This is a genomic window from Nocardioides sp. 1609 (genome assembly GCF_004522105.1).
Lineage (GTDB): Bacteria > Actinomycetota > Actinomycetes > Propionibacteriales > Nocardioidaceae > Nocardioides.
In genome coordinates, this window is record NZ_SPUJ01000001.1 from 827,258 (window position 1) to 852,644 (window position 25,387).

Here is a 25,387-nt window from a genome sequence, read left to right on the forward strand (position 1 = left end):
TTTGTGACAGTACTATTAGCACACAGAGTTCGTGCCGATACCTTTGGCATGGCCTCATCACGACGGCCCGAACCCGAGGAGGACCGATGACGTACGACGCAGACACGCGGTTGCGCCTCGAGCCTTGGCGACCCGTCCAGTTCCTGGGCAGCAAACTCCGAAGCCTCGACCGAATCGCAGCCGCCATCACGACCACGACCGGCACCGAACCGCAAACCGTCTGGGAACCGTTCACCGGCTCAAGCGTGGTCGCACAACGTCTCGCCGGCGACGGGCACACCATGTGGTCGTGCGACGCGATGGCCTCAAGCGTGCAATTCGCGAGCGCGCTCCTCGGGTGCGGGCGCAACGCCGGCACCGCATCCGTGACGCAAGTCGTCAAAGACGTACGGCAGGCAGCTCACCTGGATGCGCCCTCTCCGTGGGATCCATGGCTTGCGGGGGAACAGTCCGCTCTCGCCAACCGGGACGGCTTCAGCCTCCTGAGAGAGAACACCCAGCTCCCCCAGCGATGGAAGAGCATCGAGGCAGACAGCCCGCTCGCGGGCCTCTTCGCCACGGTGGACACCGCCGCGACCGACGGGCAAGTCCTCGCCGAAGGACTCCTCAGTTCTACCTACGCAGGAACCTACTTCGGGCTCACCCAAGCCGTTCACCTCGAACGGTTGCGCGGCGCAATCGACATCGTCACGCCGGCAAGTTCTCGAGCATCTGCATGGCAGAGGTCAGTCCTACTAACTGCTCTGTGTCACGCCGCGTCAGCGGCCGTCTTCTCCGCAGGCAAACACTTCGCGCAACCCCACCGGATCCGTGAAGGCAAGGACCTTGCCTTCCACGCGCGTCGCGCTCTCAGTGACCGTTCAGTAGACGTCGTCTCGACATTCGACGCAGCCGTCAAATCCATCGACCGCGTCGCAGCGTCCATGACTGAACACCATGACGCCACCCAGACACGCGTCGAGAATGTCACCGCAGAAACCCTGAAGGACCGACACGTGACAGCCGTGTACGCCGATCCTCCGTACACCTCGCAGCAGTACAGCCGGTTCTACCACGTTCCCGAGGTCATGGTCGCCGGAGTACCCGCAGACCTGCAACACGCTCGCGGTTCAGTAACACGCGGCCTGTACCCGACAGATCGTTACCGATCGCCATTCTCGTCGCGGACTCAAGCCCCCGGCGCATTCGCACACTTGGCAAATACCTGCGCAAGCGCTGGGGCCCAACTCTATGTCTCATATTCGGGCACCCGATCCGCCGAGACCGGAAATGCGAGGGTCGTGTCGATGCCCGACCTTGTCTCCATCATCGGAGATGCTTACGGACAGCCGAACGTGACCATCCACGAGCTCGACCTCCGCTACCGCCAGTTCAACCACACCACATCGGGCATGTCCGGGCGTGACGACCCGGAGTACCTCATCATCGGGAGAGACCATGCTCGCTAGATATTTGGGCAACAAGACGGCGATCCTGACACCGCTCATGGACACCATCGCTAAGTACGCCGACCCCGGCGATCACGTGGTCGACGCGTTCTCAGGATCCCTTGCGGTATCGCTCGGCCTCAAGAACAGCGGATACCGTGTCACCGCCAACGACATTAACCTTTTCTCGGCCATCTTCGGTGACGCATACCTGATCCCCGACGAACCGCCAATCACGCCGCTAGCCGACCTCATCCCTGACCGGACCGCAACAAGTACCCGCCCCGACCTTCGCCGCGAAGCCGAGGCCATCGTCGCTAACTTGGTAGGCGCACCCGGTTTCACATTCCTCAACAAACCAGTCTGGCGCGACCGGTATGTGGACTACGTCGCCGTCCTCACCCACCTACAAACCATGACTGCAGATGACCTCGCCCCCGAACATCGTCGCAGCCACTTCTTCGACACCTACTGCGAAGAAGGAGCCAACGCAGCGTTCGTGAGCTCGCGCGGGACCTCCGGACGACGACGCTTCCTCATCCCACTCAACGCCGAACGCCTCGACCTCGCTATCAACCAGGTCCGAGCATGGTTCCGCGACGACCTACTCGACACACACCTCTACTCACTCCTCCTGGCTGGCCTCGTGCGCTCGATAGAAACGGTCTCAAACACCCAGGGCACATTTCATGACTTCATCCGCACAGGCTGGGATTCACGCTCACTTCGCCCCATCCAGTTCAAGCCACTTCCCCTAGACGACACGCTGGGCGGGCCCGGCGGCCACCGGGTAGGACGCGAACAGGACACGATCGAGTTCATCAGCGACGTCGACCACCACGCTGTCCTCTACCTAGATCCCCCTTACAACTTCCGCCAGTACACCGCCTACTACTTTCTCGCGAACGTCATCTGCAGGTACCCCACCATGCCTGACCCGGACGCCTACTTCGCCGACGTCCGGTACGTCCGGGGCCAAAACCCCGCCGACGACTTCACCTCGACTCTTTGCAAGCCGCGCCGCTTCATCGACGACATGACCACACTCATCGGCAGGTCGCGCAGCGACACCGTCGTCGTCAGCTACTACACGGGGCCCAACCACTGGGGTTCCTTCGACACCGACCCCACCAACGTGGGGCGCCAGCACCTGACAGACATGCTCACCGGGGACCTGTTCGAGTCAGGGACCCTAGAGGTCGTCGAGGTACCCCGCCGCAACTACGCCTCGTACGGCGGATTCAAGGCCCGTGATGTCACCGAACTACTCATGATCGCCCGAAGACGCGACACTGGACCCCATGGCTCCCACCCCACCGAACCAGGCCCTCACTAGCGGCTTCCTCCCATGGCTCGGCGCCCGCACAAAGGGGCCTGACGCTCCCCTCGATCCGTGGGGGACGTCGCTACGTAACACGAAGCGAACCGTCGCGTGGATGACTGCCATCCGCGACGGCCAGCCAATCCCCTTGGACGCCGACCGCTCGAAAGAGCAAGCAGTCATCGACATGAAAGCCCTAGCAGGGCTCGTGTCCGGCTACCACAACAACAACCTCGCCCTCACGCCCGTGGGCACCGTAGTCCTGCAAACCTGGCAAGACGAAGGCCTGGTCGGAGAATCGGACGGCGAAGAGGTAGCTCGATGCATTCACCTCATCCGCCACGTGTTCCTCCACGGAGTCGAGGCGACCGCAGCCCTCGGCTGCAACGTCGACTACCGCGGCATGTACGCCCGTTGGATTCGTCTACGTCAACTACAACCACCCCACTACTGGTGGCAGAGCGTCGAACACGCCCAACTACCCAGTTACCTCGACTGGACTGACCTCAACGGCTACAACCCGTGGTCCGAGCTCGTTGAAAAGACAAGCGGCGACGTCGGGACTGTCGCACAGTGGCAGAGCTGGGCCGGCAGCGTAGTACCCGAGGCTGCCGGGGTCACAGATCTGCTCGCTCGCATCCGCGGCAACCACCGACTCGGCGGCAGCAGAGACTTCCGCCAAGCCCTCGAGTGCATCTACCTCGCGGAGTTCGACCCCGCCTCACTTTCAGACACGCTGACCCGATGGGGAGTCCCTACATGAGCTACACCAATCCCAACGCCCACCAGCTCATCATCCGTGCAGCAGGCGGCGAAACGACCTACGCGTGGACCCGCGACCTCACCGACGATGTGCTGCCCAACATCGACGTAGATGACCTGCTACTTCGTGTAAACACTGAACTTGCTTCGCACCACATCGTTTACCCGAACCAGGACGCGCTCGTACGGCGATGCTTGACGGGCCTACTGGTCGGACACGTCATTCTGCAAGGTCCGCCCGGCACCGGGAAAACCACGTTGGCACGTGCTTTGGCGAACGCGTTCGAGGTCCACCTGCACCCATCCACCGCGACAAGCGAATGGTCGCCTTTCCACGTCGTCGGCGGCCTCCGCCCCACGAACGACGGCGGACTCTCACCAGCACTCGGAGTTGTTCCGTACGCCGTCTTGAACTGCGCTGAACTGACCCGAGCCCACCTTGAAGGCACCACCGGATCAGCACCCGTCGGCACCTGGCTCCTCATCGACGAGTTCAATCGAGCCGACATCGACAAGGCCATCGGATCGCTGTACACGCTGCTGTCTTCGTGTGAACCCGCTCACCTCCGAGACACCCCGATCGATCTCTGGTTCGAGGACAACGACCCAAACCGCCAGCTCTGGGTTCCTGCGAGGTTCCGCATCATTGGCACCATGAACGACCTGGACACCGGATACGTGTCGGGGATGTCGCAGGGTCTACGACGCCGGTTCCAGTTCATAACCGTGGGAGTCTCCGATGAGGGTGCAACCGATGCCGACCCCACTACCCAGGAGCTGCAGAGCGCGCTAGCTGGTGCTCGCGCAAGCCTCGAGAACACATACGCGATGACCATCGCTGACTCCGCCGACCTCACCCAAGCACTCCAACGGCTGCAACGCGTGGTCGACGGACTCCGGCGCCCCAAGAGCGGTGTAGCCGGGTGGCCGGTGGGAACCGCCCAAATAGTCGACGTGCTTAAGTCGTACCTGCTCAGCGGGCCAGAAAACACCCATTCCCTGGACGAAGCCGTCACTCAACGACTAGTCGGCCAAATGACCATGATCAGCCAGGGCCAGTTCGAGACATTCCAGACGCTCCTGACAAGTGAGTCACTGACTCTCGCAGCGCAAGAATTAGCTCACCTCTTTCGGCCCTACGTGGTCACGTGACCACCACAGACGCCGGCGCCCCCGACAGCATCACTGACATCGCAGACGAAGACACCTCAAACTCGTTCGCTCCGGGCGGAGCTCTCAGCCCGGCCGGGCGAGAACATGCCATCCGACAAGCGCTGCCAATCCTCGGCCGCTACTTCCAGAAGGTCGGGTCCGCCGAACGCCTTGTCGCCCGCAATGCCCTCGACGTCGCACCCTTGCCACAAACCGACATCGACCAGCGTCTGCTCGGCGGGCTGCGCCTGCGAGCAGCCCTTGCCTCCGCCGAACCGGTCTTGGACGCCATTCGCAGTATTTGCCGCCAACCTTCGTTTCGGTACTCCCTAACCAAGAGTGAGAGCGTCGGCCACCTCGGCGGGACCCTCGACGTACCGGCATACGTGTCGCGCATGTACTTCGACGGCGGACCTACGATCTACCCCATCTCAGAAGTCGAACGATCGGTTCGAACACCCGAGAACCAGATGACGGCCTACGCAGCCATGTGGATGATCGAGGAACTCCGAGGCAGCATCCAAGCAGCGAAAGCGCCAGCTCAATCCCCTGAAGCTCGACTCGCAACTGACCTCGAGAATCAGTTCCGAGCAGCAATCTCAGGACCAACACTCGCGCCCTGCCGCGAAGACGCCGCCCTCGCGCTTACACGCGGTAACTACAGTGACCTTATGTCTCGAGTGGAGGCAAGGCTGAGGCGCGGCGAGATCGGCCACGGTCACCATTACCAGACTCTCCACGCTCTGCTAACGCGGTTACAGACCACTGGCCCTACCGGTCATGAAGGTCACAACACGTGGTCGTTCTACGACGATGCATTCGACCCCCGCCTCTTTGAACTATGGTGCCTCGTCGTCGTTGCTAAGGCCTTATCGGAAGCACTCGCTGACGACCTCCCCACCCTTGACCCCGAATGGACCGGAAGCGGCCTTGCGTTTTGCTGGGAACGTCCCGCCGGAACACTCGAAATGTATACACAGAAGTCCCTGCCTCTGATAGATCCCAAACTACCGGCGCGGTGGGTGAAGAAAGGGACCGCCCAACCCATGCGCGGCATCCCTGACATCGTCGTTCGAGGCCTTAACAGGTACTCGGGGAAAGTTCGCGTGGCGCTGCTAGACGCAAAGCTTAAGCAGCGCTCCTCGCCGCCGACCGAGGAGCTGTATAAGCTACTCGGCTACTTCGACAACTTCGGCCTGACGAACGACCCACAAGGTGCAATCCTCTTCCACGATCCCGCCACAACCGAAACACACACCACCATCTTCACCCCAGTCGCGATTGGAACAGTCGCTGACGAAGGACGGGGCTGCCTGATCGCCACCCCACTGAATCCTTCTGACTCGACCCAGACCACCGCATCGCTCATCGACGTAGTCGACATGATGCTGTCGCTGCTCGATCTGCCTGCGGCGCACCGGAACTCGATCAGCACAAGCCCTGACACCGGCGACAGCGCAGGCCCGGACAGCGAGGTGACGCACGAAGCGCACGTCCACCGGATCCGAGATGAACTTCGTGCGCTACGAGTGCAAATCCACCCAAGCGACCTAGACGCGTCAAAACGACGAATGAAGACGGCACTAGGCCAAGCCACCTGGTCTCGACTGACCGAAGACGCCCAGGACATGCTCGCCACCGCCGAGAACGTCGGATTCACCATGTCCGAACAAGCCGACTTCTCAGGTCCCGTCCTAGGGGCAGTTTGCCCCCTGGAACTGGTACTCGACAGCGAGCTCGTCGCGCCCGCCAAACTTCGCCTCAACAACAGCGATGCCAAAAAGATCGGCTTCATGTTAGGACAACAGATCGAAACGATCGCTCAGGCGCTAGGCAATGGCACCGCGGCCCACCACCTAGCGATCCAGGCTGAGGCAACCGCACGAGGAATGAACCTTCTGAAACTACGGAACTGCCTTGCCCTCCTCGCCGACCTAAACCGCGATCATCGCAGGCGAGCTGCACACAAAGAGAAGCTGTCATCAAGTGACTGGGCAGCGGTTTACCAGCGCGTCGTCACCGGCGACCGATTGCTTGTTGAACTCGTAGCTGCCCTCAATGTTCAACCCGTACTGCCCCCTTCTCCACCACTGCCCTAAATGACACGTGGCTCAAATTTCCAGGGCGGGCGAACTTAAACTGGTAAAGCCTGGATCTCAATAACGGCAAGACCTTTCGCGCACACCGCCAGGATCGTTCGTCAACCGCACCCTCCACGAACCGGACGAGCTAGTGACACAGAGCCGAACTAGCACCTCAAGCCCCCACCAGCCAACGCGGCGCGACATCAACACGCTCTACGAACCGGCTTCCACCGCTGGCGCCACCGAGCAGCGCAGAACCGATGTCAGCCCAACCAAGCAGCACAGAACCGTCGTCAGCCCAACTGAGCAGCCCTATCGAACACCAACCCCTGCCAGAGTGTCGGACGTGAGAGTTAACGTTCAGGACGTTGCCAAATCAGGCGAAGACACCACGTAGCGGCCACCTGACGAAACGAGATTCCCGTGCGCACCTCCCGACCTTGGACCCCGCCGGACAAGCCACGGCCTTCAACGGCGTCGTCGCGGCAGTAGGACGGTCACGTGCGCGTTGAGTTTCGCGACGTCGACGTCACCCCAGACGAGTACGCCCGGATGCTGATTTCGGCTGTTGAAACTCGAGTCGTAGCCGCCCTCAGTCGGTTGCCACCCGAGACCGTGCTGCGTCCGCCGGAAGCGGTCGCCGAACTAGTGGTTGCCGTGTTTGAGCGAGAGCGCGAGCGCCTCATTCGCGACGGGCGGTCCAACCACTGAACTCAATAGATGGTTTCATTCTCGTCTTGAGTGACGTGTTGCGTTGGCAGAGGCTCTCTTTCTGCCAAGTCGGCGGCGTCACGAATGAGTCCCCCAAGGCAGACGAACACCCCCACCGTCGGCTCCAGCGGGGGTCATGTGAGTCTCGGCCAGCGTTCGGGCGGCATCCCAACTACTCAGGTGTGTTAGCGGCGGAGCGCGACGAGAGTGCTTCACATCTAGTGGCACGTCGCTTCTCAGCAAGCGCGCTCGACAGTTCCCCCTCGTTCCAAGGAAGAGGGTCTGGGCAGCCTGGCGAAGCTCTGTTCGGCAGAGCGGTAGTAGGCGTACATTTCGACGAGCGCTCCGATCGCAGCCTTAGTTGGCGGGGCGAGAGTTGCCAGGTGATCGCGGCCGCGTGGGGAAGCGGCGGTTGCTGCGACGGAAACTGTCGCGGCGGCAAGCAGCGCACCACTCGAGCCCGCACTCGCGAGAACAGTGCGGATCCCGGAACCTGCTGCGGTGGCAACTGCGTGAGGGAGACGGAGAGTGAAGAGGGCCGCCCAGCCGACCTCACTCATGATGAGCGCTCTGCCGGCCCCGAAGAACGCATCGGTGTAGGCGCGGCTCGCAGTCGCGTCGAAGTCAGGCCCGTAGACGGCGCGAGCCACGAGAATGTCGTTGGTGAGTACAGGCGCTTGCAAGATCAATGCCGCGACCGCCGTCGGAACGTCATCTGGGTCCCCGAGGGGCGCGGGCCGTGCAAGCGCGTCGACGCGCGCCTGCTCATGTTGGGTCAACAACTCGAGTGTGAATTCGACCTTGACCAGCAACGGCTCAAGGACCGAGCGCCAAGACACCAAATACTTCTCCACGGGAACCGACATTTCCTGCGCCACCGTTCAGCATGCTCGTCAACCTCGGCGAATACGTGACCAGCGGCGTAAGGGGTCAACAATCCGATCCTGGAGAGCGTCACGAGCGAGGTGTCATGCCCTCGACGAGCCACTGCGCCGATCTCGCCGCGGAGCACGTTTGCGTCCGACACAACTGCTCGTGTCGACCGCTCAAGAGCCGCCATCACCCGCTGCCGGCCCGCGATATCAGCGACTGGTCGCGCACCCACTTGTCTAGGCGTGCATGCAGTAGCTCGTCACGACTATGCGGCTGCCTGCTCAACTTGTGGCCCTTCTCCTCATGGTCACCGCCTTCCCATCGATGACTGGCGGTTCGACACATCCGAAACGATTTAGGAAGGGACGTTGTCGGTGCCGTTCCTACTGTCTTGCTTATGACCGAGTCCGCAGTCTGGCCGTCGATGGATGGTGCCGCCTAGCAGCGGTGAATCGGCGGAGCCGGCCCTGTCGGACAACGCTGGGCTAGGGAGATGGCACAGCGGCAGATGATGAGCAGACTCAACGCTGGCTCGGGTCGATTGACACGACTGCTTACGTGGGGGTCGCGTCACACACCGTGCCGCGTTTCGTCCTCGAGAGGTGGGCAGTCGACACGATAAGGTGCGGATCTACGATCGCATCGAAGAGCGGCACGGCATCGAAATCATCTCGAACCTTGCGGTTCGAGACTTCTACACCGTCGTAGCCGACGACGGAACTAGAGGCTCGGTGTTCGTTCCCTCGCGGGTCATATAGTGACCCAACGCGAAGACTTACATTGATCGGCTCAGTAATCCTTGACCCGGTCGGCGGCGCCTCAAACTGCGGTAGGCACGCTTTCACGACCGAACTAGTGGGCCGGAAACGCCAGTGGCATCGCAACCCTAGATGTCATCTACGCCCAGGCCAGCGCACACGCACCCGAACACGTCGGCATGTGGCAGGTTGCCGCAGTGCGCGGCGCCGCCGGCGGCATCGAACTCCCAAGAGCGGTAGGCATGCTCGCCTGGCTGGCGGTACGAGGGCACTCCGAAGAGCCGACTGACCAGGAACGTGCTCACGGCCTCCAACGTGCCCGCAAGCCGCGGCCGCGCTCTCCCTCCCAGACCCCGCCCCAGCAGTGCCGGCATGGTGGCTGCGATGCAGAACTTCGGTGTGCTCCCTACTGACGACGATCTCGCTCATCGGGTGGTAGCCCTCGCAGGTTAGGTTGCTTCAGACCCACAGGCTCCGCACCCAACAACAGGAGCCATCGCCGCCAATACAAGCTCACCGATCCCCGCCAACGGCAAGGAGCAATACACGGCACTCGTTCCACTACAGACGACATCGCCAATCCACCAACGGCGACAAGCACAACCTAGAACCCTTGCTGGATCACACCAGGAGTTGTCATACGCTCGCCAGGTGAATCAGAGCGCCATCTGCGGACGCGAGCCACATAGCGGGCGAACCGATCCAGTCTCAGTAGCGCCTCCGAAAGTCCGCGATGACCCAGCCTCCTAGAGGCGACAAACTCGGACGCCGGGGTCTACCGCGTCGTTCTCGCCCAACAAGCCGAGGAACAAGCGGTCCAACCGCTTTGGTCTCTCATCGGTTGTGACTGCGCCGGTCATCATGAGACGAACTCGCCGGCGTTGCTCTGTTCATGCCATCGATCGACAGCCTCGCGGAGGTCGCCTACTGCGACTGTTCCGACCCGTAGTTATTCGCTGCTAGGAGTACCGGTTCGGTGAAGGACGCATAGCGCAGACGCATGGGTCTCGGTGCTGGCGCGAGTTCGACAACGTTAAGGACAAACTTCCACCCCGGCACTCGCGATAGTGTGACCGGCTCGTCGCAGGATTGATCGTGCTCGTGCACGGACTGGCTCGTCGATCATGTGACCGTCGTGCACTTGCACGCCGTCTCCAGCGGATCGGAGCACCCCGATAGCCCAGTCGACTTCATCCGTCGTTGTGCGGAAAACGTTGGCCACTACCGGCACTTGGTTCGGGTGAATGGTGAGCTTGGCAGTAAATCCTAGGTCTCGTGCATGCTGGGCGTCGTCGGCGAGCAATATTTTGTCACCGATATCGGTGGTCACGCCATCGATCGGGGGCGCAAGCCTCGCCGCTCGTGACGCCAAGACCAATTGGGAGCGGGCACCCGATAGGGCGAGGCGCGATGCCGGGTCGACGCCAAGATCTGCGGCTAAGTCAACGTTACCGAGAGCGACGCGCACGACATTGGGGGCAGCGCAGGTTTCCTGAACTGACATGACTCCCCCGGCCGTCTCGATAAGCGGAATCGCGGGCAATCCGGTTGGACCAAACTCTGTTACCTGATTGAGGTCGTCGGCACCTTCCACCTTTGGTACCACCACGGCCATTGCGTTGTTCATCGCGGCCATGTCCGCGTGGAACCATGGGGTCCTTGCAGCGTTCACTCGTACCGCTGCGCGGCCACCGGCGGCGAGCCAGGCCGAGACGTGCTCGCGGGCGGCGTCCTTTTCGTCGGGCGCGACGGAGTCTTCGAGGTCAATAATCACGACGTCAGCGCCTGAAGCGCTGGCTTTGTCGAAGCGATCGGGTCGGTTGGCTGGGACGAACAGGAAGGTCTGTGCGTCCTGCAACTGCAGGCGGTTGCTCATGTGGTTGCCTCAGTAGGCGGCGCAAACTCGGTTCGGATTGACGAGTTGTGATCGCCTAGATCTGGAACCGCGCCCATGGCCGCTTCACGCCCGTGGACCGCAACCGGCGGCAAGAGCGCCCGGACTCGTCCGCCGGGTGTGTCAATGGTGCGCCATTTGTCGCGGGCTTCGAGTTGTGGGTGACCATAGAACTCGGCAGGTGTACGGAGCCGTGCGCAAGCAATCCCGCGGGAATCCAGCAGCTCGACGACGGCATCGGCAGACAGGAGCGCGAAGGCCTGCTCTATGAGTGGAGTGACTTCGTCGTTGTGTTCCACCCGCTCGGGGTTGCGAGCGAAACGGGGGTCGTCGATGAGGTCGGGTCGGTGCAGTACGTCGCGGCACACGATTGCCCATTCGCGGTCGCTCTGGACGCCGAGGAAGACCGACGATCCGTCACCCGTGCGGTAAGGGCCGTAAGGGGCGATGGAAGCATGGCGTGCTCCAGTGCGTCGTGCCTCGCGCTCTCCGTATACCGAGTAGTAGGTCGGTTGCATCATCCACTCCCCTAGCGCGTCGAGCATGGCGACTGTCAGGGTTGTTCCTTGGCTTGTTCGCTCCCGCTCGTAGAGCGCGGTGAGGATTCCCGTATAGGCGTACATTCCGGTTGCAACGTCGGCAATTGACACTCCTACCTTCGCTTGCTCCTCGGCCGTGCCGGTCACTGAGACGAGTCCGGTTTCGCACTGCACCAACAGGTCGTAGGCCTTCTTTGACCGATAAGGGCCGATGGACCCGTATCCGGAGATTGAGCAGTGGATGAGTTCTGGACGCGTCGCACGCAACGTGTCGGCGTCTAAACCCAGGCGCTCGGCGGCGCCGGGGATGAGGTTCTGAATGAGCACGTCGGCTTCAGCGATGATCGCGTCCAGCACCTTGCGGTCAGTCGCGTTCTTGATGTCGAGCTCAACGCTTTCCTTGCCACGGTTGAGCCATACGAAGTAGCTCGCTTGACCGAGGACTGTGCGGTCGTAGGCTCTGGCGAAGTCGCCGACGCCGGGGCGCTCCACCTTGATGACTCGCGCTCCCAGGTCCGCGAGCTGTCGGGTCGCGAAGGGGGCTGCTACCGCCTGCTCAAGGGCAACGACAGTGATCCCCTCGAGGGGAAGCCTGGTCGCGTCACTCATCTGGTGGCACTTTCGACTACTTGGCGGGCGATGACGCCCTTGAGGATCTCGTTGGTGCCCTCGCCGACGATCATCAGCGGAGCGTCGCGGAAGTAGCGTTCGACGTCGAACTCAGTGGAGTAGCCATAGCCGCCGTGGATGCGCATAGCAGTGAGGGCAATTCTCATCGCTGCTTCGGAAGCGAACAGTTTGGCCATACTTGCCTCTTTGTCTGCTCGGCCGGAGTCGTCGTAGCGACGTGCCGCGTGCAAGGTGAGCTGGCGTGCCGCTTCGAGGTCGGTGGCCATCTCGGCCAAGTAGTTTCCGATGGCTTGGTGCTTCCAGATTGGCTTGCCGAAGCTCTGTCGGTCCTGGGCGTACCGGACGGCGTCGTCAAGGGCAGCCTGGCCCACGCCGAGCGCACGGGATGCGACCTGGATACGGCCGATCTCCAGGCCGCGCATCATCTGCGCAAAGCCCCTGCCCTCCTCGGTTCCAAGCAGCGAACCGGCTGGAGTACGGAAATTGTCGAAGGTCAGTTCGCACGCCTCCACGCCTTTGTAGCCGAGCTTGGGCAGGTCACGAGATACCTCGAAGCCTTCTCCCTTCTCCACCAGGAGAATGCTGATGCCGCGGTGGGCCGGTTCCGCGGCGGGGTTCGTCCGGCACAACAGAGCAGTCAGTTGGGAGCGCCTGGCGTTGGAGATCCACGTCTTCGAACCGTTCACGACGTAGGAATCGCAGTCGCGGACCGCAGTCGTGCGCATCGCCTGTAAGTCTGAACCGCCGCCGGGCTCGGTGAGCGCCATCGTGGCTCGAATTTCGCCCGTTGCCATACGGGGCAGGTAAGTGTCCTTCTGCTCCTGGGTGCCGAAAGCCAGGATCAATTTTGCCACGACCGTGTGCCCGCCCATCGCGCCGGCCAGGCTCATCCAGCCCCGGGCCAGTTCGGCGGTAACGGCGGAGTAGCAGGACGCGCTAACTGAAGCCTCGCCCCAGGGCTCCGGGATGCCGAGTCCGTAGATTCCCATTTCCTTCATCTGCTCGATGAGGTCCTCGGGATAGGTATTTGCATGCTCCAGCTCTTGGACCACGGGCTTGACCTCTTGGTTGACCCAGGTGCGAACTAGGGCGACGATGGCCGCCTCGTCTTCGTTGATTTCGAACATCAAGATGTCTCCTGGTAGGTAGCAGTGGCGTCCATGACGAGCCGGCCGTCGGTGGAGGTCGCCCACAGCGCGGATGAGCCGCTGTCGCGACGGACGTTGGTGGCGAGTTCTGCGGGTGCGAACAGCGGCGATCGGGCCCGGTAGGAGAAGGCGGCGAGGGCGCCTCCGTGCACTTGGGCAAGGTCCATCAGCAGGGTCGCCAAGAGCGGACCATGGACAACCAGGCCGCGGTAGCCCTCGACGTCGCGCGCGTAGTCGACGTCGTAGTGGATCCGGTGACCGTTGAAGGTGAGTGCCGAGTAGCGGAACAGTGCCGTGCTGTCCAGCACCCATCGCTGGGAGCTGTCGGCGTCGGTCCGGGCCTGGGGGGCTGCCTCGCTCGACGATCCGAGCTCGGCCTCTCGGTAGACGATGGTCTGCTGCTCGCGGATGCTGGACCGACCTTTCGCCTGCAGGTGGTGCTCGACGGTGACGAAGAAGAGGGGACCCGTACGACCTCGCTTTGCAACGACCGAGGCGATGGTGCTGAAGCGGGTGAGCGTGTCGCCCAGGCACGGGGGGTGATCGAACGTGAGCGACCCGGCCGCCCACATCCGACGCTCAAGCGGCACGGGCGGCATGGTGACCCCCGGCGCGGGGTGCCCGTCCGGCCCCAGGGCGGACGCGGCGACGAGGTCGTGAAAGTAGAGCCAGTGCCAGCCGGGGGGCAGCGGATCACCTGCGTCGAAGTCGGGAGAGCGGTCTAGGGTCACCGCCATCCGATTCGCCTGATCGGGGTCCAGCACTACGGAGGACGTTGTCGTCCGCCCCGTCCAGTTCTCCCAACCGTTTGAGGTCGCGCTGTCGTCATCGGTCATCAGCCCATCATGAACCGGCATCAGATTCGCCGTCGAATGCCGATCCGTTATAGAGTCATCACGGGGCGACATCGCAGGCCCGGCCGATTGAGCACCCCCCGGAGGAGGCGACGGTGGACTTCAAGCAGCTGCGTGCAGTCGTTACTGTCGCCGAAACCGGAAGCGTCACCCGCGCTGCGGAGTTGCTGCACACGGTGCAGCCGGCCGTGTCTCGCCAGATCGCGGGACTCGAGGCTGAGCTGGGCACCGCCCTGTTCAACCGCATCAGCCAGGGCATGCAACCGACGCCGGCCGGTGCGGCTTTCGTGGTGCGAGCCCGTCGGATCCTCTCCGAGGCCGAGCGCGCCCGCGCCGAGGCGCGGCCCAGCCTCGACGGCGTCACGGGCATCGCCGCGGTCGGCCTGCTGGGCTCGGTCGAGCGGCTGCTGGCCGGCCCCCTCGTCGAGGTCATGGGTCGCAAGCACCCCCACATCGAGCTGCACCTCATCACGGCCTACTCCGGCCATCTGCAGCAGTGGCTCGACGAGGGCGATCTCGACGTGTCGCTGCTCTACAATTTGACCACAACGCAGTCGGTGCGGGTCTTGCCGCTGCTGCGCGACCAGCTCTGGGCGGTGGCGCCGGCACAGGCCGGATTGCGGGTAGACCGTCCGATCGAGCTCGCCTCGCTCCTGCGCCAGCCATTCATCATGCCCGCCGCGGGCCAACACGGCATCCGACTGCTGCTCGACGAGGCGCGGGTGGGCCTCGACGTGACACCTCACGTGGTGGCCCAGGCGAACTCCATGACGCTGCAGACCGTCCTCGTCGAGTCAGGCCTCGGGTGGACCCTCCTGCCGGCCGCGGGCGTCGCGTCCCTGGTCCGCTCGGCCAGGGTCAGTGCCGCGCCACTGTGTGCGCCCGAAATCGTGCGCACCGTCGGGCTCGGCCTGCCGCGTACGGGGAGCACCTCACCCGCAGTTGAGGTGGTCGCGACCGAGCTGCTCGCCCTGGTCCGATCAACGGTGAGGTCGGGCTCGTGGACCTCGGCGCAGCTCAATCCCGACCTCGCCGCTAGCTCCGCGGACGACTAACCCTCGCGCCGCTCGTCACCCACTCATTGACCGTCCGTCGCGTCGATGTCGGCGCTGCGGGTCTCAGGCATGGTGAGGTAGACCGCCAGCGCGACGAGTGCGGCGCCGGTGCAGTAGATCCACACCCAGTCCTCCCGGCCCGAGCTGCTGAGCCACGTCGTGAGGTAGGGCGCCGTGCCACCGAAGATCGCGACGGCGAGCGCGTAGGGCACTCCGATCCCGGTGGCGCGAACCTCGGGCGGGAACTGCTCGGCCATGACGGCTGCCACGTTGGCGCAGTAGCCGACGAGCAGCACGATCCCCACGATCTGTACGAGGTAGAACGAGGCCAGCGAGCCGTCGAGGATCTGGAATGCCGGCCACGAGAAGAGCACGAAACCACCCGCGAAGGCAGACATCGTCGGCTTGCGGCCGATGCGGTCCGACAGCATGCCTCCCAGTGGGAGAAGAACGATGAACAGGACCAGGGCAACCACGTTGGCGACGAGCGCGTGACTGAGCGTGAGGTCGGTGGTGATGGAGGCGTAGGTCGGGAGATAGATAATCCAGATGTTGTAGAGCACGACACCGCCGATGTTGAGGCCGATCACTCGCGCGACGGCTCGGGGGTGGTGACACACCATGCTCCACAGCGCGTTGCCGCGCCGATCCTGACGCTTAGTGCGTTCTTGTCCTGCGCGGAATGACTCGGTCTCCTCGAGATTGCGGCGCAGCCACAGGCCGACCAGGCCCAAGGAGGCGGCGACCACGAAGGCGAGGCGCCAGCCCCATGCGTCGAGAGCGTCCGCGGGGAGTACCGCGGTCAGGATGGCCCCCATGCCGGCGGCGACGAGAATTCCGACGCTCACCGACACCTGTTGCCAGGAGCCGGCGAACGCGCGGCCGCGGGCGTGGCCAGACTCTACGAGGAAGGCCGAAGCGGACCCGAACTCGCCGCCCGCGGCAAACCCTTGAACCAGGCGCGCCAGGACCAGCACGATCGGGGCAACCACGCCGACCTGCTCGTAGGTTGGGGCCACGCCAATGGCGAACGTGGCGGCGGCCATCATGGTGATAGTGACGATCAGGACCCTGCGCCGCCCGACCCGGTCGGCGTAGACACCCATCACAGCGGCGCCAACCGGCCGGATGACGAACCCAACGGCGAAGATAGCCAGGGTCCCCAGGAGCGCGGCCACGTCGTTCCCCGGCGGGAAGAAGTGGTGGGCGAAGACCGACGAGAACGTTGAGTAAACGGCCCAGTCGACGAACTCAACCGCGTTGCCGACGCTGCCGGCGAGGATCGCCTTGCGACGGGTGCGACTGGCCGGGTCGGCGTCGACCGCGGTGGCGGCGGAACTCGGGCTCGCGGTCCCGGTCATCGCGGACTCCTCTCGTGGGCGGAACGACCTGCGGACCTGAGGCGCTGCTCGCGTTCTTGTTGGAGCCGCTGCCGTACCGAGGTCGTCTGGGCGACGTCGACGAGGGTGAGTGCCATCCCGAGCGCACCGTCGGCGACGAACCGGTCGCCTTCGGGGCCAGCAGCAGCGGCGGCGAAGGCCGCAGTGTGGGTACCGTCGCCGGACGGCAACGCGAGGGACAGCATCGGGTGGAGAGCCGGCACGACCTGTGAGACGTTGCCCATGTCGGTGGACCCGAAGAGGTTGTCGTCGTAGTTCGGGAACGTGCGACCGATCTGCTCGGCCCGGACGCGGAACAGCTCGGCAAGGTGATGATCGTGGTCGAACTCGCGGTAGAGGGAGGGCAACTGCTGCACCTCCATGGTGGTTCCGGAGGCCACTGCCCCGGCCTCAAAGCACGCCTGAACCCGGGTCCAGACCTCGTCGACCTGGTCGATCGTGTCGGCCCGGATCATGCACTCCACGGCCGTGCGGTCGGCTATGACGTTGACCGCCCCGCCAGGTGCGGACACCACGTGGTGCACGCGGATGCGGTCCTCGAGCTGCTGGCGCAGCAGGCCGATTCCCACCTGTGCCACGACGGTCGCGTCGGCAGCGTTGCGAGCATTCCACGGCCGTGATGCGTGCCCGCCCACTCCGGTGTAGCCCACCCGCCACGAGCGCGAGGCACGGAACTCCGGTGTGACCACGTCCTTGAGTGAGGGGTGCACCATGATCGCGGCGCTGACGTCGTCGAAGAGCCCGTGGTTGACCATGATCTCCTTGCCGGTCCCGCTCTCCTCGGCTGGCGTCCCGTAAAGACGCAAGGTGATGTCGAGGTCGTTGACGAAGGGGGCAAGGGCCAGCACGGCACCGACCCCGGCCCCCGCGATGGCGTTGTGCCCGCACCCGTGTCCGATCTCGGGGAGTGCGTCCATCTCAGCGCAAACGGCGAGGACGAGGTCGCCGGAACCGATTGAGGCAATGAAGGCAGTGGGCAGGTCGGCCACGCCGGCCTCGATGGCAAAGCCGCGCTCTTCGAGCAGTTGGCGGATGCGGGCCGAGGCGCGGTGCTCGTCGAAGGCGAGCTCGGGGTCCTCGCTCATGCGGTGTGAAAGATCGAGAACGGAGTCCAGCCGGAGACGAAGCTCCTCCCCCACGCGGGTGTCGATGCTCATCTCCAGACCTCCCCGAGCAGACGCAGGATGTTGCCGCCGAGCACGGCGGTGATTTCGGCGTCGCTGTAGCCGTGCGTGACCAGCCATTCGGCGATGTGCGCGAAGTTCTCGGTCGGGTTCTCTAAGCCGTCGACGTGATCGACGGGATCGACGTCCAACCCGCCGGGATCAAAGATGGTGGAAGAACCTATGACGTCCTTGATCGCAACCTGGAACGAGGCGTGATCGCCGTAAAGCGTGTCCGGACCGAAGGCGACGTGGTCGATACCCATGAGCTCGACCGCGTAGGTGAAGTGGTCCATTACCGATTCGATCGATTGGGCCCGGTGGTCGTGCGACAAGGTGGTGTGGGGCGCGGCTTCGATGCCGAGCACGCCCCCACGCTCGGCGAGGGCGCTCAGTACGTTGTCGGGCTTCATTCGACGGATCGGCCACACCGACCGTGCCCCTGCGTGAGTGATGGCAACTGGCACCGAGGACTCCTCGATCGCATCTAGCGACGTCTGGTCGCTGGCGTGCGAGACGTCGATGAGGATGCCAAGTGCGTTCATTCGCCTGACAGCGCCGCGGCCCAGTTCGGTTAGCCCTGCGTCGCGCTGCTCGCGCTGCCCGGTGCCGAGGGAGTTCGAGGCCGAGTAGACGAGGCCCATTTGGCGAATTCCGAAGCCGTAGAGGACGTCGAGGCGGTCGAGGTCGTTGTCGATCATGCCCGCTGACTCGGTTCCTAGGACGAACGCGAGGTTGTCATCTCGCTTGGCGTCGAGGATGTCGGATACGTGGCGGGCTACTACGACTCCGTCCTGGTGGGCGATGTCGGCCAGCCGTAGGCCGAGGGTGGTGACCAGGTCTTCCCACCGCCACCCTGAGCGCCGTGTCGATCCGATCACCCCGAACCAGTTGTCGAATACTGCGGTCAGGCGAGAGCGGCGCAGCTCGTCGTAAGCGGTGAACTCCCGGCGGGAGCGTAGATAGGTGTCGACGTCCGCCATGTCGGCTGGGAGGAGTTGCGGGTGGTCGTGGAAGCTGATCATGACGTTCTCCGTAAGGAGGCGTTCGACCCGCGAGCGTTGACACTCGTCGAGGTCGGATGCGAACTCGCTACGCCGTCGCGCGGGGTCCACTAGTTCGATCGGCGAAACGTCGATCCCTGGGTCGAGGTAGGCGAACGATGCCGAGCCCGGATGGTGCCTTGTCATGACCACTCCGTTTCTGTGCCGCTTCGCGGCACGCTGTGCTGTATTGCGGGTCACACTAGTCGGCGACCAACGTGCCGTGTCAAGGGCGAAGTTCGCTGTTGCGACCCTGGGTGACTACTCCGTCGTCGCCGATCGAGACCGTCGGGTCGATCTCGCGCGACACTCGTTGAAGGCCTCGCAGGATTGACCTCCCGACAGTGGGGTCAGGGCGAACGGGCTGACTGTCGGCGTCGAGTTCGATCGGCTCGACCCTCAGCGAAGGCGCAAGCCCATGGCGAAGCCCGACCCGGAACACTGCGCTCTCAAACCACTGCCCGCGCACTAGAACGGGGCGGTAGGGGGCGTAGGGGTGGGCGTCGACTGCGGCGACCATGGACTCTGGACTCCAACCGTCGCACCAGTCGAAGACGAAGTTGCCGGTTGAGTAGAGGATGAGACCGCGGCCATAAAATTCGACCGGGTGCAGGCAGTGCGGATGGTGTCCGACGATCAGGTCAGCTCCGGCGTCGATGAGCCGATGCGCGAGCGGACGCTGATATTCCGCGAGTGGCCCCTGAGCCTCTGGGAGATACGGGAACGGCACGCCCCAGTGAATTGCGACGGCAACGGCATCGTGGTCTTTGCGGGCCCGGCGGATTGCTTCCTCCACGGCCACGACGTCGGGCTCATGAGCCTCGGAGTGGACGTATGGCGGGGTGCCGGGCGTCTCCTCTAGGAAGCCGGTGTCGAACTCGAACTGTTGCCGAACACGAATCGCTCCGATGCCAGCGCGGGTGGCGGTGGCATTGAACCCGAGCGGCAACGCAGAGCAGACGCTGAAGTAGGCGAGGGTCTTGCCATCCACTTCGACCACGGCCGGGCTTAGTGCCTCGGTGCGGGTTTCGCCGAATCCAGCATGTGCGATCCCGGCGGCGTCGAGGGCGCGTACGGTGTCGCGCATCCCGTCGGCGCCGTAGTCCAGCGCGTGATTCGTCGCCAGTGACACGAGGTCGAACCCCATATCGGCCAACTCGTTGGCTCCTTCGACGGGGGTGCGCAGGGCCACGAGTTTCTCCGCTCGTTCTCCGCCTGAGGTGAGCGGCGCCTCGAGGTTGCCGATGACGAGGCCCTTACCTGCCAGCATTCCGATAGCTGAGTCACCGGGAGCCGCGCCCTCTGGCCGCCGTGGCCAGCGACTTACGACGACGTCGCCTACTAGGGTCAGATCCATTACTTCTCTCCTAATCGTGTGCTGCTCGGTTGGCGCCGGCTGGCGTCACCCGTTCCACCTCAACCGCGCGCGTGCCGCCGAGTGGTACGGAGCGAGGCGCGGCGGTACTGTCCGGCCGGTGACAACGAAGCCCCCCAGCACCCCTGATACGCCCGCGTCGGGGCCGGACGGCCGCGCACGGTCGATGAATAGCGTCCTGACTACGCTGCGCGTGTTTGAGCAGGTGTCGATCCACCAGCCGGTCGGGGTGTCAGAGTTGTCTCGCCTTACTCAGATCCCGAAGAGTTCGGTTCAGCGATGTCTTGTCACGCTGCAACAGGCTGGGTGGCTCCGAGTAGTTGATCCACGCCACGCGCAGTGGGGCGTCACACTCAAGGTGCTGGCGCTGGGCCTGCGCGGCGCCGGAGAGCAGGATCTACGCGATGTCGCATCCCCGGTGATCAAAGAGTTGGCCGGCGCCACGAGTGAGACTGTCTTCCTCGGCCTGCGCGATGCCGACAGGTTCGTCATCGTGGCGCGTGAGGAAAGTTCGCAGATGGTGCGGGTGCACCTCGACATCGGTCAAGAGCTTCCGCTCCGCGCGACCTCAGGGGGCGTTGCCGTGATGGCGCTCCTCCCGCTGGCGGAGGTAGAAGCCCTGTTGTCGACGGAGCTCGGCGACTTCACCGAGTCTCCCGTGCTGACTGCGGATGAGTTGCGCACCGAACTGACTCTCACGGCGCAACGCGGTTACTCCATGAGCATGTCAGCGTGGTACCGGCCGCATGTTCGTTCCGTGGGCGCCGCCATCGTTGACGCGACGGGGGCACCGGTAGGGGCCATTGTTCTGTCGGTCCCCGAGCAGCGATGGGACTCTGGTCACGAGACCGAACTAGCCAATCTGACGGTCCGGGCTGCGGCTCGGGTCAGCGATCTCCTCTCGACCGGCACCTCATCGTCCTGACGGACCACTCCTCTAGGCCAGGGCAGCCAGGAGGCTGGCCGTGCCCGCAGGGTTCTCGACTCCGAAGTGGTGGCTTCCGAGGTCGACCCCGACGACCTCGACGCCTCGTTCGCGCAGGTAGGCGGCGTTCTCTTCAGTGAGTAGGGCCTCGACGGCGTAGACCGTCACTGGTTGGTCCACTTCGACGAGAGCGGACTCCATGTCCCAATCGACGAGCCCTTCGAAGGCTCGTGTGCCGGCTGGCTGTCGAACCGACACCATTTTGGCGAAGTGCGCGTCTTTGAGCGCCTCGTCTGTGCCCTCGGGCGAGCCAGCTTCGACCATCGACCTGACGAGGCCCGCGAAGTCGTCGCGCAGGGGTGTGAGCAGCCCTTCGGCGTCTGGCTGGCTCAGCTTGCCGAACAGGAACGTGTAGTGCAGTGCGTCGAGGGCGACGACCTGGCTCACCAGGGTGGGGGCTTGCCGTGCAACCTCGACCGCGACGGCACCACCTAGCGAATGGCCCACTACAACGACGCCTGATACGTCCTCTGTTTCGCACACTGCAAGGACGTCGCGTGCCAGTTCGGCGATGCTGAAATCTTCGCGCGTGGATCGTGAGTCACCGTGCTCGGCTAGATCGACCGCGAGGGCGCGGACCGATTCGGGGAGCAGCTTCGTGACCTCATCGAAGTCCGAGCGGAGACAGGCCCAGCCGTGGATCAGGACAACTGTCGTAAGCGCGTGGCCCGAGCCGCTGGACGTGTAGTGGATTTCCGTACCGTCCGGTCGTTTCGTTACCCGAGGTTCGAGCGTTCGGGTGGACTCTTCCATCATTACTCCTCGTGCTACATTGCGGAACGCCATATCGTTTGGCAGTACGAAATTAGAAGTCGTCGGTCAACATGTCAATGGCCGCCGGCCCGCAGGAGGACACGGAAGTGAGACCGCATGCACCTGTTCAGTCCCTTCGAGGTCCGCGGAGTCCGCGCTCGCAATCGCGTCGTGGTCTCCCCCATGTGGCAATACGCCGGTGTGAACGGCATGCCGACCACGACCCACCTGGTTCACCTAGGCAAGCTCGCCGAAGGCGGCGCAGGCATCGTGTTCCAAGAGGGAACGACAGTGGATCGCAGCGGGCGGGGAACAACCGGTGACGTAGGACTGTGGAACGACGACGTCATCCCTCATTACGAACGCATCGTGCAGGTCATCCGAGGCGCCGGTGCCGTTGCCGGGGTGCAACTGATCCACGCCGGGCCGAAGGCCCGACGCCAGCCACCGTGGGAAGACTCCTCAACCCGCCCACCACATGCCGAGGATTGGCCGGTCTTAGCGCCGAGTGACCTGCCACCCTCCGGCGCCGACTGGGCGTCACCCCGAGCCATGACGCTCGAGGAGATCCGCTCAACCGTCGACGCTTGGACCCAGGCTGCCCGCCGGGCTGACGCCGCGGGCTACGAGGTCATCGACGTTCAAGCCGCGCACGGGTACCTTCTCCACGCATTTCTTTCGGACGTCACCAACCTCCGCACCGACCGGTACGGCGGCTCCGAGGAAAATCGCGAGCGCCTGTTGATGGAAGTCATCGACGGCATCCGATCGGTGTGGCCGGACCACAAGGCGCTGTTCGTTCGGCTCTCGTGTGTTGATGTGGGCTGGGACATCGAACGCACGGTGTCGCTTGTCGAGCGGCTTCACGCGCGCGGGGTAGACGTCATCGACTGCAGCACCGGCGGCCTCACCGGGAGACCTGCACCGAGCGCGCTACCGACGTCCTATGGATACCAGGTCAAGTATGCGGGTGAAGTGCGACGCCGGACTGGTGTCCCCACCATGGCCGTCGGCCTCGTCGTCCATCCGCGACTGGCCGCAGAGATCGTCGCGGGTGGGGACGCGGACCTCGTCGCTCTCGGTCGCGAATTCCTCCGCAATCCGAACTGGACCATCGATGCCGCCCTTGAGCTCGGCGTCGACGATCCGTACATCTACGCACCGTTGCGCACCGGCCACTGGCTCCGCGCCCGGGACCGGGCTACCGCCCATTTTTCTCCTTCCACGACCGGGAGCCCCGACCTCCGAGACGGAGAATCATGATGCGCGCCGCATGGTACGACGAGCCAGGTCCAGCCCGAGACGTGCTCCACGTAGGTGACCTACCGAAGCCGGGCGTTGGACCGGGCGAGTTGCTGATCCGTATTCACGCCTCTGGGGTGAACCCGTCAGACTTCAAGCGTCGAGGATTGACAAATCCTGGCCACCTACCTACGACTCGCACCATCCCTCACAGCGACGGCGCGGGAGTGGTCGAGGCGGTCGCGCCTGGCGTTGACCCCGCATGGGTCGGGCGGCGCGTCTGGTTGTGGAACGCAGTGAACCGTAATGGTTACGGGTCGCCCGCCGACGGTGAGACGGGAACAGCGGCCGAGTACGTCGCCATCCCACCGGAGTTCGTTGCACCCTTGCCCGACGACACCAGCTTCGAGATTGGTGCCTGCTTGGGCGTTCCGGCGTTCACGGCATACGCGGCCGTCCTGGGCGACGGGCAAGTTGCAGACAGATGGGTACTCGTACAAGGCGGAGCCGGAGCCGTTGGCGAGCTCGCAGTACAGATCGCCGTCGATGCCGGCGCGAAGGTGATCGCCACCGTTAGCTCGCCAACCAAGGGCAAAAGGGCTCGTGCTGCAGGTGCACACCACGTGGTCGACTACCGCACTGAGGACGTAACGGCCGCAGTGCACAACCTCACCGCCAGCGGCGTCGACCAAATTGTCGAGGTGGACTTCGCAGCCAACATTCAGCGCGACGCCGACATGATCGCAAACTACGGGACCATCACGAGCTACTCGTCCACATCCGACCCTCGGCCGGTACTCCCCTACTACGACCTCCAGTTCAAGGCCGTCACCGTGCGCACCATTCAAGTGTTCACGATGCCCTCGGCGGACCGCCGCCGGGCGGCAGCTGCAATTGTGGACCTACTGGCGGCAGACCGTCTTCGCCCCACCATCGCTGCGACCTACACGCTCGGGGAGATCAGCGCGGCGCACGAACATGCCGAGCGTGGGGCCGACGGTCAGGTTGTACTGACCATCGGCCCCGAAGGGGCGCAAAGTTGATCTGCAGCTCGCCGCCACCCGGTGCCGATCAGGCCACAATGGTCTCTAGCTCAACGGACTCGATGCCGACTGCCTTGCTGACTGGGGCATTCGTGAGATGACCCGCGTGGGTATTGAGGCCAGAGGCGAGGCTGTGGTCGTCGCGCACGGCCTGCTGCCAGCCCTTGTTCGCCAGAGCCACGAGGTAGGGCAGCGTGGCGTTGGTGAGGGCGTAGGTCGAGGTGTTCGGCACTGCGCCAGGCATGTTGGCCACGCAGTAGAAGACCGAGTCGTGCACCTCGAAGGTCGGGTCGTCATGCGTCGTAGCGTGCGAATCTTCGAAGCACCCGCCCTGGTCGATAGCGATGTCGACGAGCACCGAGCCAGGCTTCATCCGCGAGACCAACGCGTTGCTGACAAGCTTCGGTGCAGCAGCGCCAGGGATCAGGACGGCGCCGATCACCAAGTCGGCCTCCATCACCTGTTGTTCGATAGCGAGCCTGGACGAGGCCAACCCGCGAACGCGGTTGTTGTAACGCCAGTACGACATGCGCAGCTTGTCGAGGTCGGTGTCGAGCAGCGTTACGTCGGCACCCATGCCGAGGGCGATGTTGGCGGCGTTCTGTCCCGAGGCGCCGGCGCCGATGACGACGACCTTGGCGTTTGCTACACCACCTACTCCCCCCATGAGTACGCCGCGACCGCCATTTGCCTTGAGCAGGGCGTGCGCACCAACTTGCGGGGCGAGGCAGCCTGCGACCTCCGACATCGGGTACAGCAGCGGCAGCCCGCCCGAGGGCAGTTGAACTGTCTCGTAGGCGATCGCGGTGATCTTACGTCTGATCAGTTCCTGAGTCAGGGGCCGGTTGGCAGCGAGGTGAAGGTAAGTGAAGAGGGTCTGCCCTTCACGCATCCGCGCGTACTCATCTTCAACCGGCTCCTTGACCTTCAAGATCATCTCGGCGGTTCCCCACACGTCGTCGGCAGTGTCGAGCAACTTGGCACCCGCCGAAACGAATTGCTCATCGAGGATCTGCGAGCCCTCGCCTGCTGTCTTCTCTACGAAGACCTCATGGCCGTGCTGGACAAGTTCGTGCACACCGATCGGCGTCAATGCCACGCGGTACTCGCGATTCTTGATTTCCTTGGGTACGCCAACTCGCATCTCGAATTCCTCCAGCGCTCAGTAGTTGTGT

The 25,387-nt window shown here is 63.9% G+C and carries 22 protein-coding genes; 10 read left to right on the top strand and 12 right to left on the bottom strand.

The window, feature by feature from the left end; translation table 11 throughout:
• Positions 1–86: 86 nt before the first annotated feature.
• The 6 genes from E4623_RS03740 (at position 87) to E4623_RS03765 (ending at position 7,457) form a co-directional block, all read left to right on the top strand.
• Positions 87–1,448 carry a DNA adenine methylase gene (locus E4623_RS03740; protein WP_134765131.1) on the top strand — a complete coding sequence of 454 codons (1,362 nt, stop codon included), beginning with the start codon at positions 87–89 and terminating at the stop codon, positions 1,446–1,448.
• A 4-nt stretch (positions 1,449–1,452) separates the two neighbouring features.
• Positions 1,453–2,763: a DNA adenine methylase gene (locus E4623_RS03745; RefSeq protein WP_167736461.1), complete on the top strand. Its 1,311-nt coding sequence runs from the start codon at positions 1,453–1,455 to the stop codon at positions 2,761–2,763.
• A gap of 100 nt (positions 2,764–2,863) precedes the next feature.
• Positions 2,864–3,511, top strand: a complete 648-nt coding sequence (locus E4623_RS03750) for a hypothetical protein (protein ID WP_134765133.1) — start codon at positions 2,864–2,866, stop codon at positions 3,509–3,511.
• Positions 3,508–4,662, top strand: coding sequence for an AAA family ATPase (locus tag E4623_RS03755; RefSeq protein WP_167736462.1), 1,155 nt, complete (start codon positions 3,508–3,510; stop codon positions 4,660–4,662). The genes E4623_RS03750 and E4623_RS03755 overlap by 4 nt, the downstream gene beginning before the upstream one ends.
• Positions 4,659–6,761 (top strand): hypothetical protein, encoded by a 2,103-nt coding sequence (locus E4623_RS03760; protein ID WP_134765135.1) that lies wholly within the window; start codon positions 4,659–4,661, stop codon positions 6,759–6,761. Before E4623_RS03755 ends, E4623_RS03760 begins: the two co-directional genes overlap by 4 nt.
• A 486-nt stretch (positions 6,762–7,247) precedes the next feature.
• Positions 7,248–7,457 carry a hypothetical protein gene (locus E4623_RS03765; RefSeq protein WP_134765136.1) on the top strand — a complete coding sequence of 70 codons (210 nt, stop codon included), beginning with the start codon at positions 7,248–7,250 and terminating at the stop codon, positions 7,455–7,457.
• Between the two features lie 236 nt (positions 7,458–7,693).
• On the opposite strand, the gene E4623_RS03770 is transcribed toward E4623_RS03765, so the two are convergent.
• From E4623_RS03770 to E4623_RS03790, 6 genes are all read right to left on the bottom strand, one after another.
• A complete protein-coding gene (locus tag E4623_RS03770) occupies positions 7,694–8,335 on the bottom strand; it encodes a hypothetical protein (protein ID WP_134765137.1) in 642 nt (213 codons plus the stop codon).
• An 881-nt stretch (positions 8,336–9,216) separates the two neighbouring features.
• On the bottom strand, positions 9,217–9,393 hold the full coding sequence (locus tag E4623_RS22470) for a hypothetical protein (RefSeq protein ID WP_167736463.1): 177 nt from the start codon (positions 9,391–9,393) through the stop codon (positions 9,217–9,219).
• 728 nt (positions 9,394–10,121) lie between these two features.
• On the bottom strand, positions 10,122–10,964 hold the full coding sequence (locus tag E4623_RS03775; RefSeq protein WP_134765138.1) for a CoA ester lyase: 843 nt from the start codon (positions 10,962–10,964) through the stop codon (positions 10,122–10,124).
• The gene (locus tag E4623_RS03780) at positions 10,961–12,130 is read right to left on the bottom strand and encodes a CaiB/BaiF CoA-transferase family protein (RefSeq protein ID WP_134765139.1); all 1,170 of its coding nucleotides are present in this window, start codon (positions 12,128–12,130) and stop codon (positions 10,961–10,963) included. The genes E4623_RS03775 and E4623_RS03780 overlap by 4 nt, the downstream gene beginning before the upstream one ends.
• On the bottom strand, positions 12,127–13,278 hold the full coding sequence (locus E4623_RS03785) for an acyl-CoA dehydrogenase family protein (RefSeq protein WP_209020467.1): 1,152 nt from the start codon (positions 13,276–13,278) through the stop codon (positions 12,127–12,129). The genes E4623_RS03780 and E4623_RS03785 overlap by 4 nt, the downstream gene beginning before the upstream one ends.
• The gene (locus E4623_RS03790) at positions 13,278–14,135 is read right to left on the bottom strand and encodes a MaoC family dehydratase N-terminal domain-containing protein (protein WP_167736464.1); all 858 of its coding nucleotides are present in this window, start codon (positions 14,133–14,135) and stop codon (positions 13,278–13,280) included. The genes E4623_RS03785 and E4623_RS03790 overlap by 1 nt, the downstream gene beginning before the upstream one ends.
• A gap of 113 nt (positions 14,136–14,248) precedes the next feature.
• On the opposite strand from E4623_RS03790, the gene E4623_RS03795 reads away from it, so the two are divergent.
• Positions 14,249–15,208: a LysR family transcriptional regulator gene (locus tag E4623_RS03795; RefSeq protein ID WP_134765141.1), complete on the top strand. Its 960-nt coding sequence runs from the start codon at positions 14,249–14,251 to the stop codon at positions 15,206–15,208.
• A 23-nt stretch (positions 15,209–15,231) separates the two neighbouring features.
• On the opposite strand, the gene E4623_RS03800 is transcribed toward E4623_RS03795, so the two are convergent.
• The 4 genes from E4623_RS03800 to E4623_RS03815 all read right to left on the bottom strand — a co-directional run bounded on the left by E4623_RS03800 (position 15,232) and on the right by E4623_RS03815 (position 20,171).
• Complete coding sequence (locus E4623_RS03800; RefSeq protein ID WP_134765142.1) at positions 15,232–16,569, bottom strand: MFS transporter; 1,338 nt, start codon at positions 16,567–16,569, stop codon at positions 15,232–15,234.
• Positions 16,566–17,765, bottom strand: coding sequence for a M20 family metallopeptidase (locus E4623_RS03805; RefSeq protein ID WP_134765143.1), 1,200 nt, complete (start codon positions 17,763–17,765; stop codon positions 16,566–16,568). The genes E4623_RS03800 and E4623_RS03805 overlap by 4 nt, the downstream gene beginning before the upstream one ends.
• On the bottom strand, positions 17,762–18,796 hold the full coding sequence (locus tag E4623_RS03810; RefSeq protein WP_209020468.1) for a membrane dipeptidase: 1,035 nt from the start codon (positions 18,794–18,796) through the stop codon (positions 17,762–17,764). Before E4623_RS03810 ends, E4623_RS03805 begins: the two co-directional genes overlap by 4 nt.
• 244 nt (positions 18,797–19,040) lie before the next feature.
• Positions 19,041–20,171 (bottom strand): CapA family protein, encoded by a 1,131-nt coding sequence (locus E4623_RS03815; RefSeq protein WP_134765145.1) that lies wholly within the window; start codon positions 20,169–20,171, stop codon positions 19,041–19,043.
• Positions 20,172–20,289: 118 nt separating this feature from the next.
• Here E4623_RS03815 and E4623_RS03820 point away from each other — a divergent pair, with 118 nt between their 5' ends.
• Positions 20,290–21,114 (top strand): IclR family transcriptional regulator, encoded by an 825-nt coding sequence (locus tag E4623_RS03820; protein ID WP_209020469.1) that lies wholly within the window; start codon positions 20,290–20,292, stop codon positions 21,112–21,114.
• A gap of 12 nt (positions 21,115–21,126) precedes the next feature.
• Here the strand turns inward: E4623_RS03820 and E4623_RS03825 are convergent, their stop codons facing one another.
• Complete coding sequence (locus E4623_RS03825; RefSeq protein WP_134765146.1) at positions 21,127–21,927, bottom strand: alpha/beta hydrolase; 801 nt, start codon at positions 21,925–21,927, stop codon at positions 21,127–21,129.
• 117 nt (positions 21,928–22,044) lie between these two features.
• Here E4623_RS03825 and E4623_RS03830 point away from each other — a divergent pair, with 117 nt between their 5' ends.
• Both E4623_RS03830 and E4623_RS22475 read left to right on the top strand, forming a co-directional pair.
• Complete coding sequence (locus E4623_RS03830) at positions 22,045–23,190, top strand: NADH:flavin oxidoreductase/NADH oxidase (RefSeq protein ID WP_134765147.1); 1,146 nt, start codon at positions 22,045–22,047, stop codon at positions 23,188–23,190.
• A gap of 365 nt (positions 23,191–23,555) precedes the next feature.
• A complete protein-coding gene (locus tag E4623_RS22475) occupies positions 23,556–24,212 on the top strand; it encodes a zinc-binding dehydrogenase (protein WP_167736465.1) in 657 nt (218 codons plus the stop codon).
• Positions 24,213–24,240: 28 nt separating this feature from the next.
• On the opposite strand, the gene ald is transcribed toward E4623_RS22475, so the two are convergent.
• Positions 24,241–25,356, bottom strand: coding sequence for an alanine dehydrogenase (gene ald / locus E4623_RS03840; protein ID WP_134765149.1), 1,116 nt, complete (start codon positions 25,354–25,356; stop codon positions 24,241–24,243).
• Between the last annotated feature and the right edge of the window lie 31 nt (positions 25,357–25,387).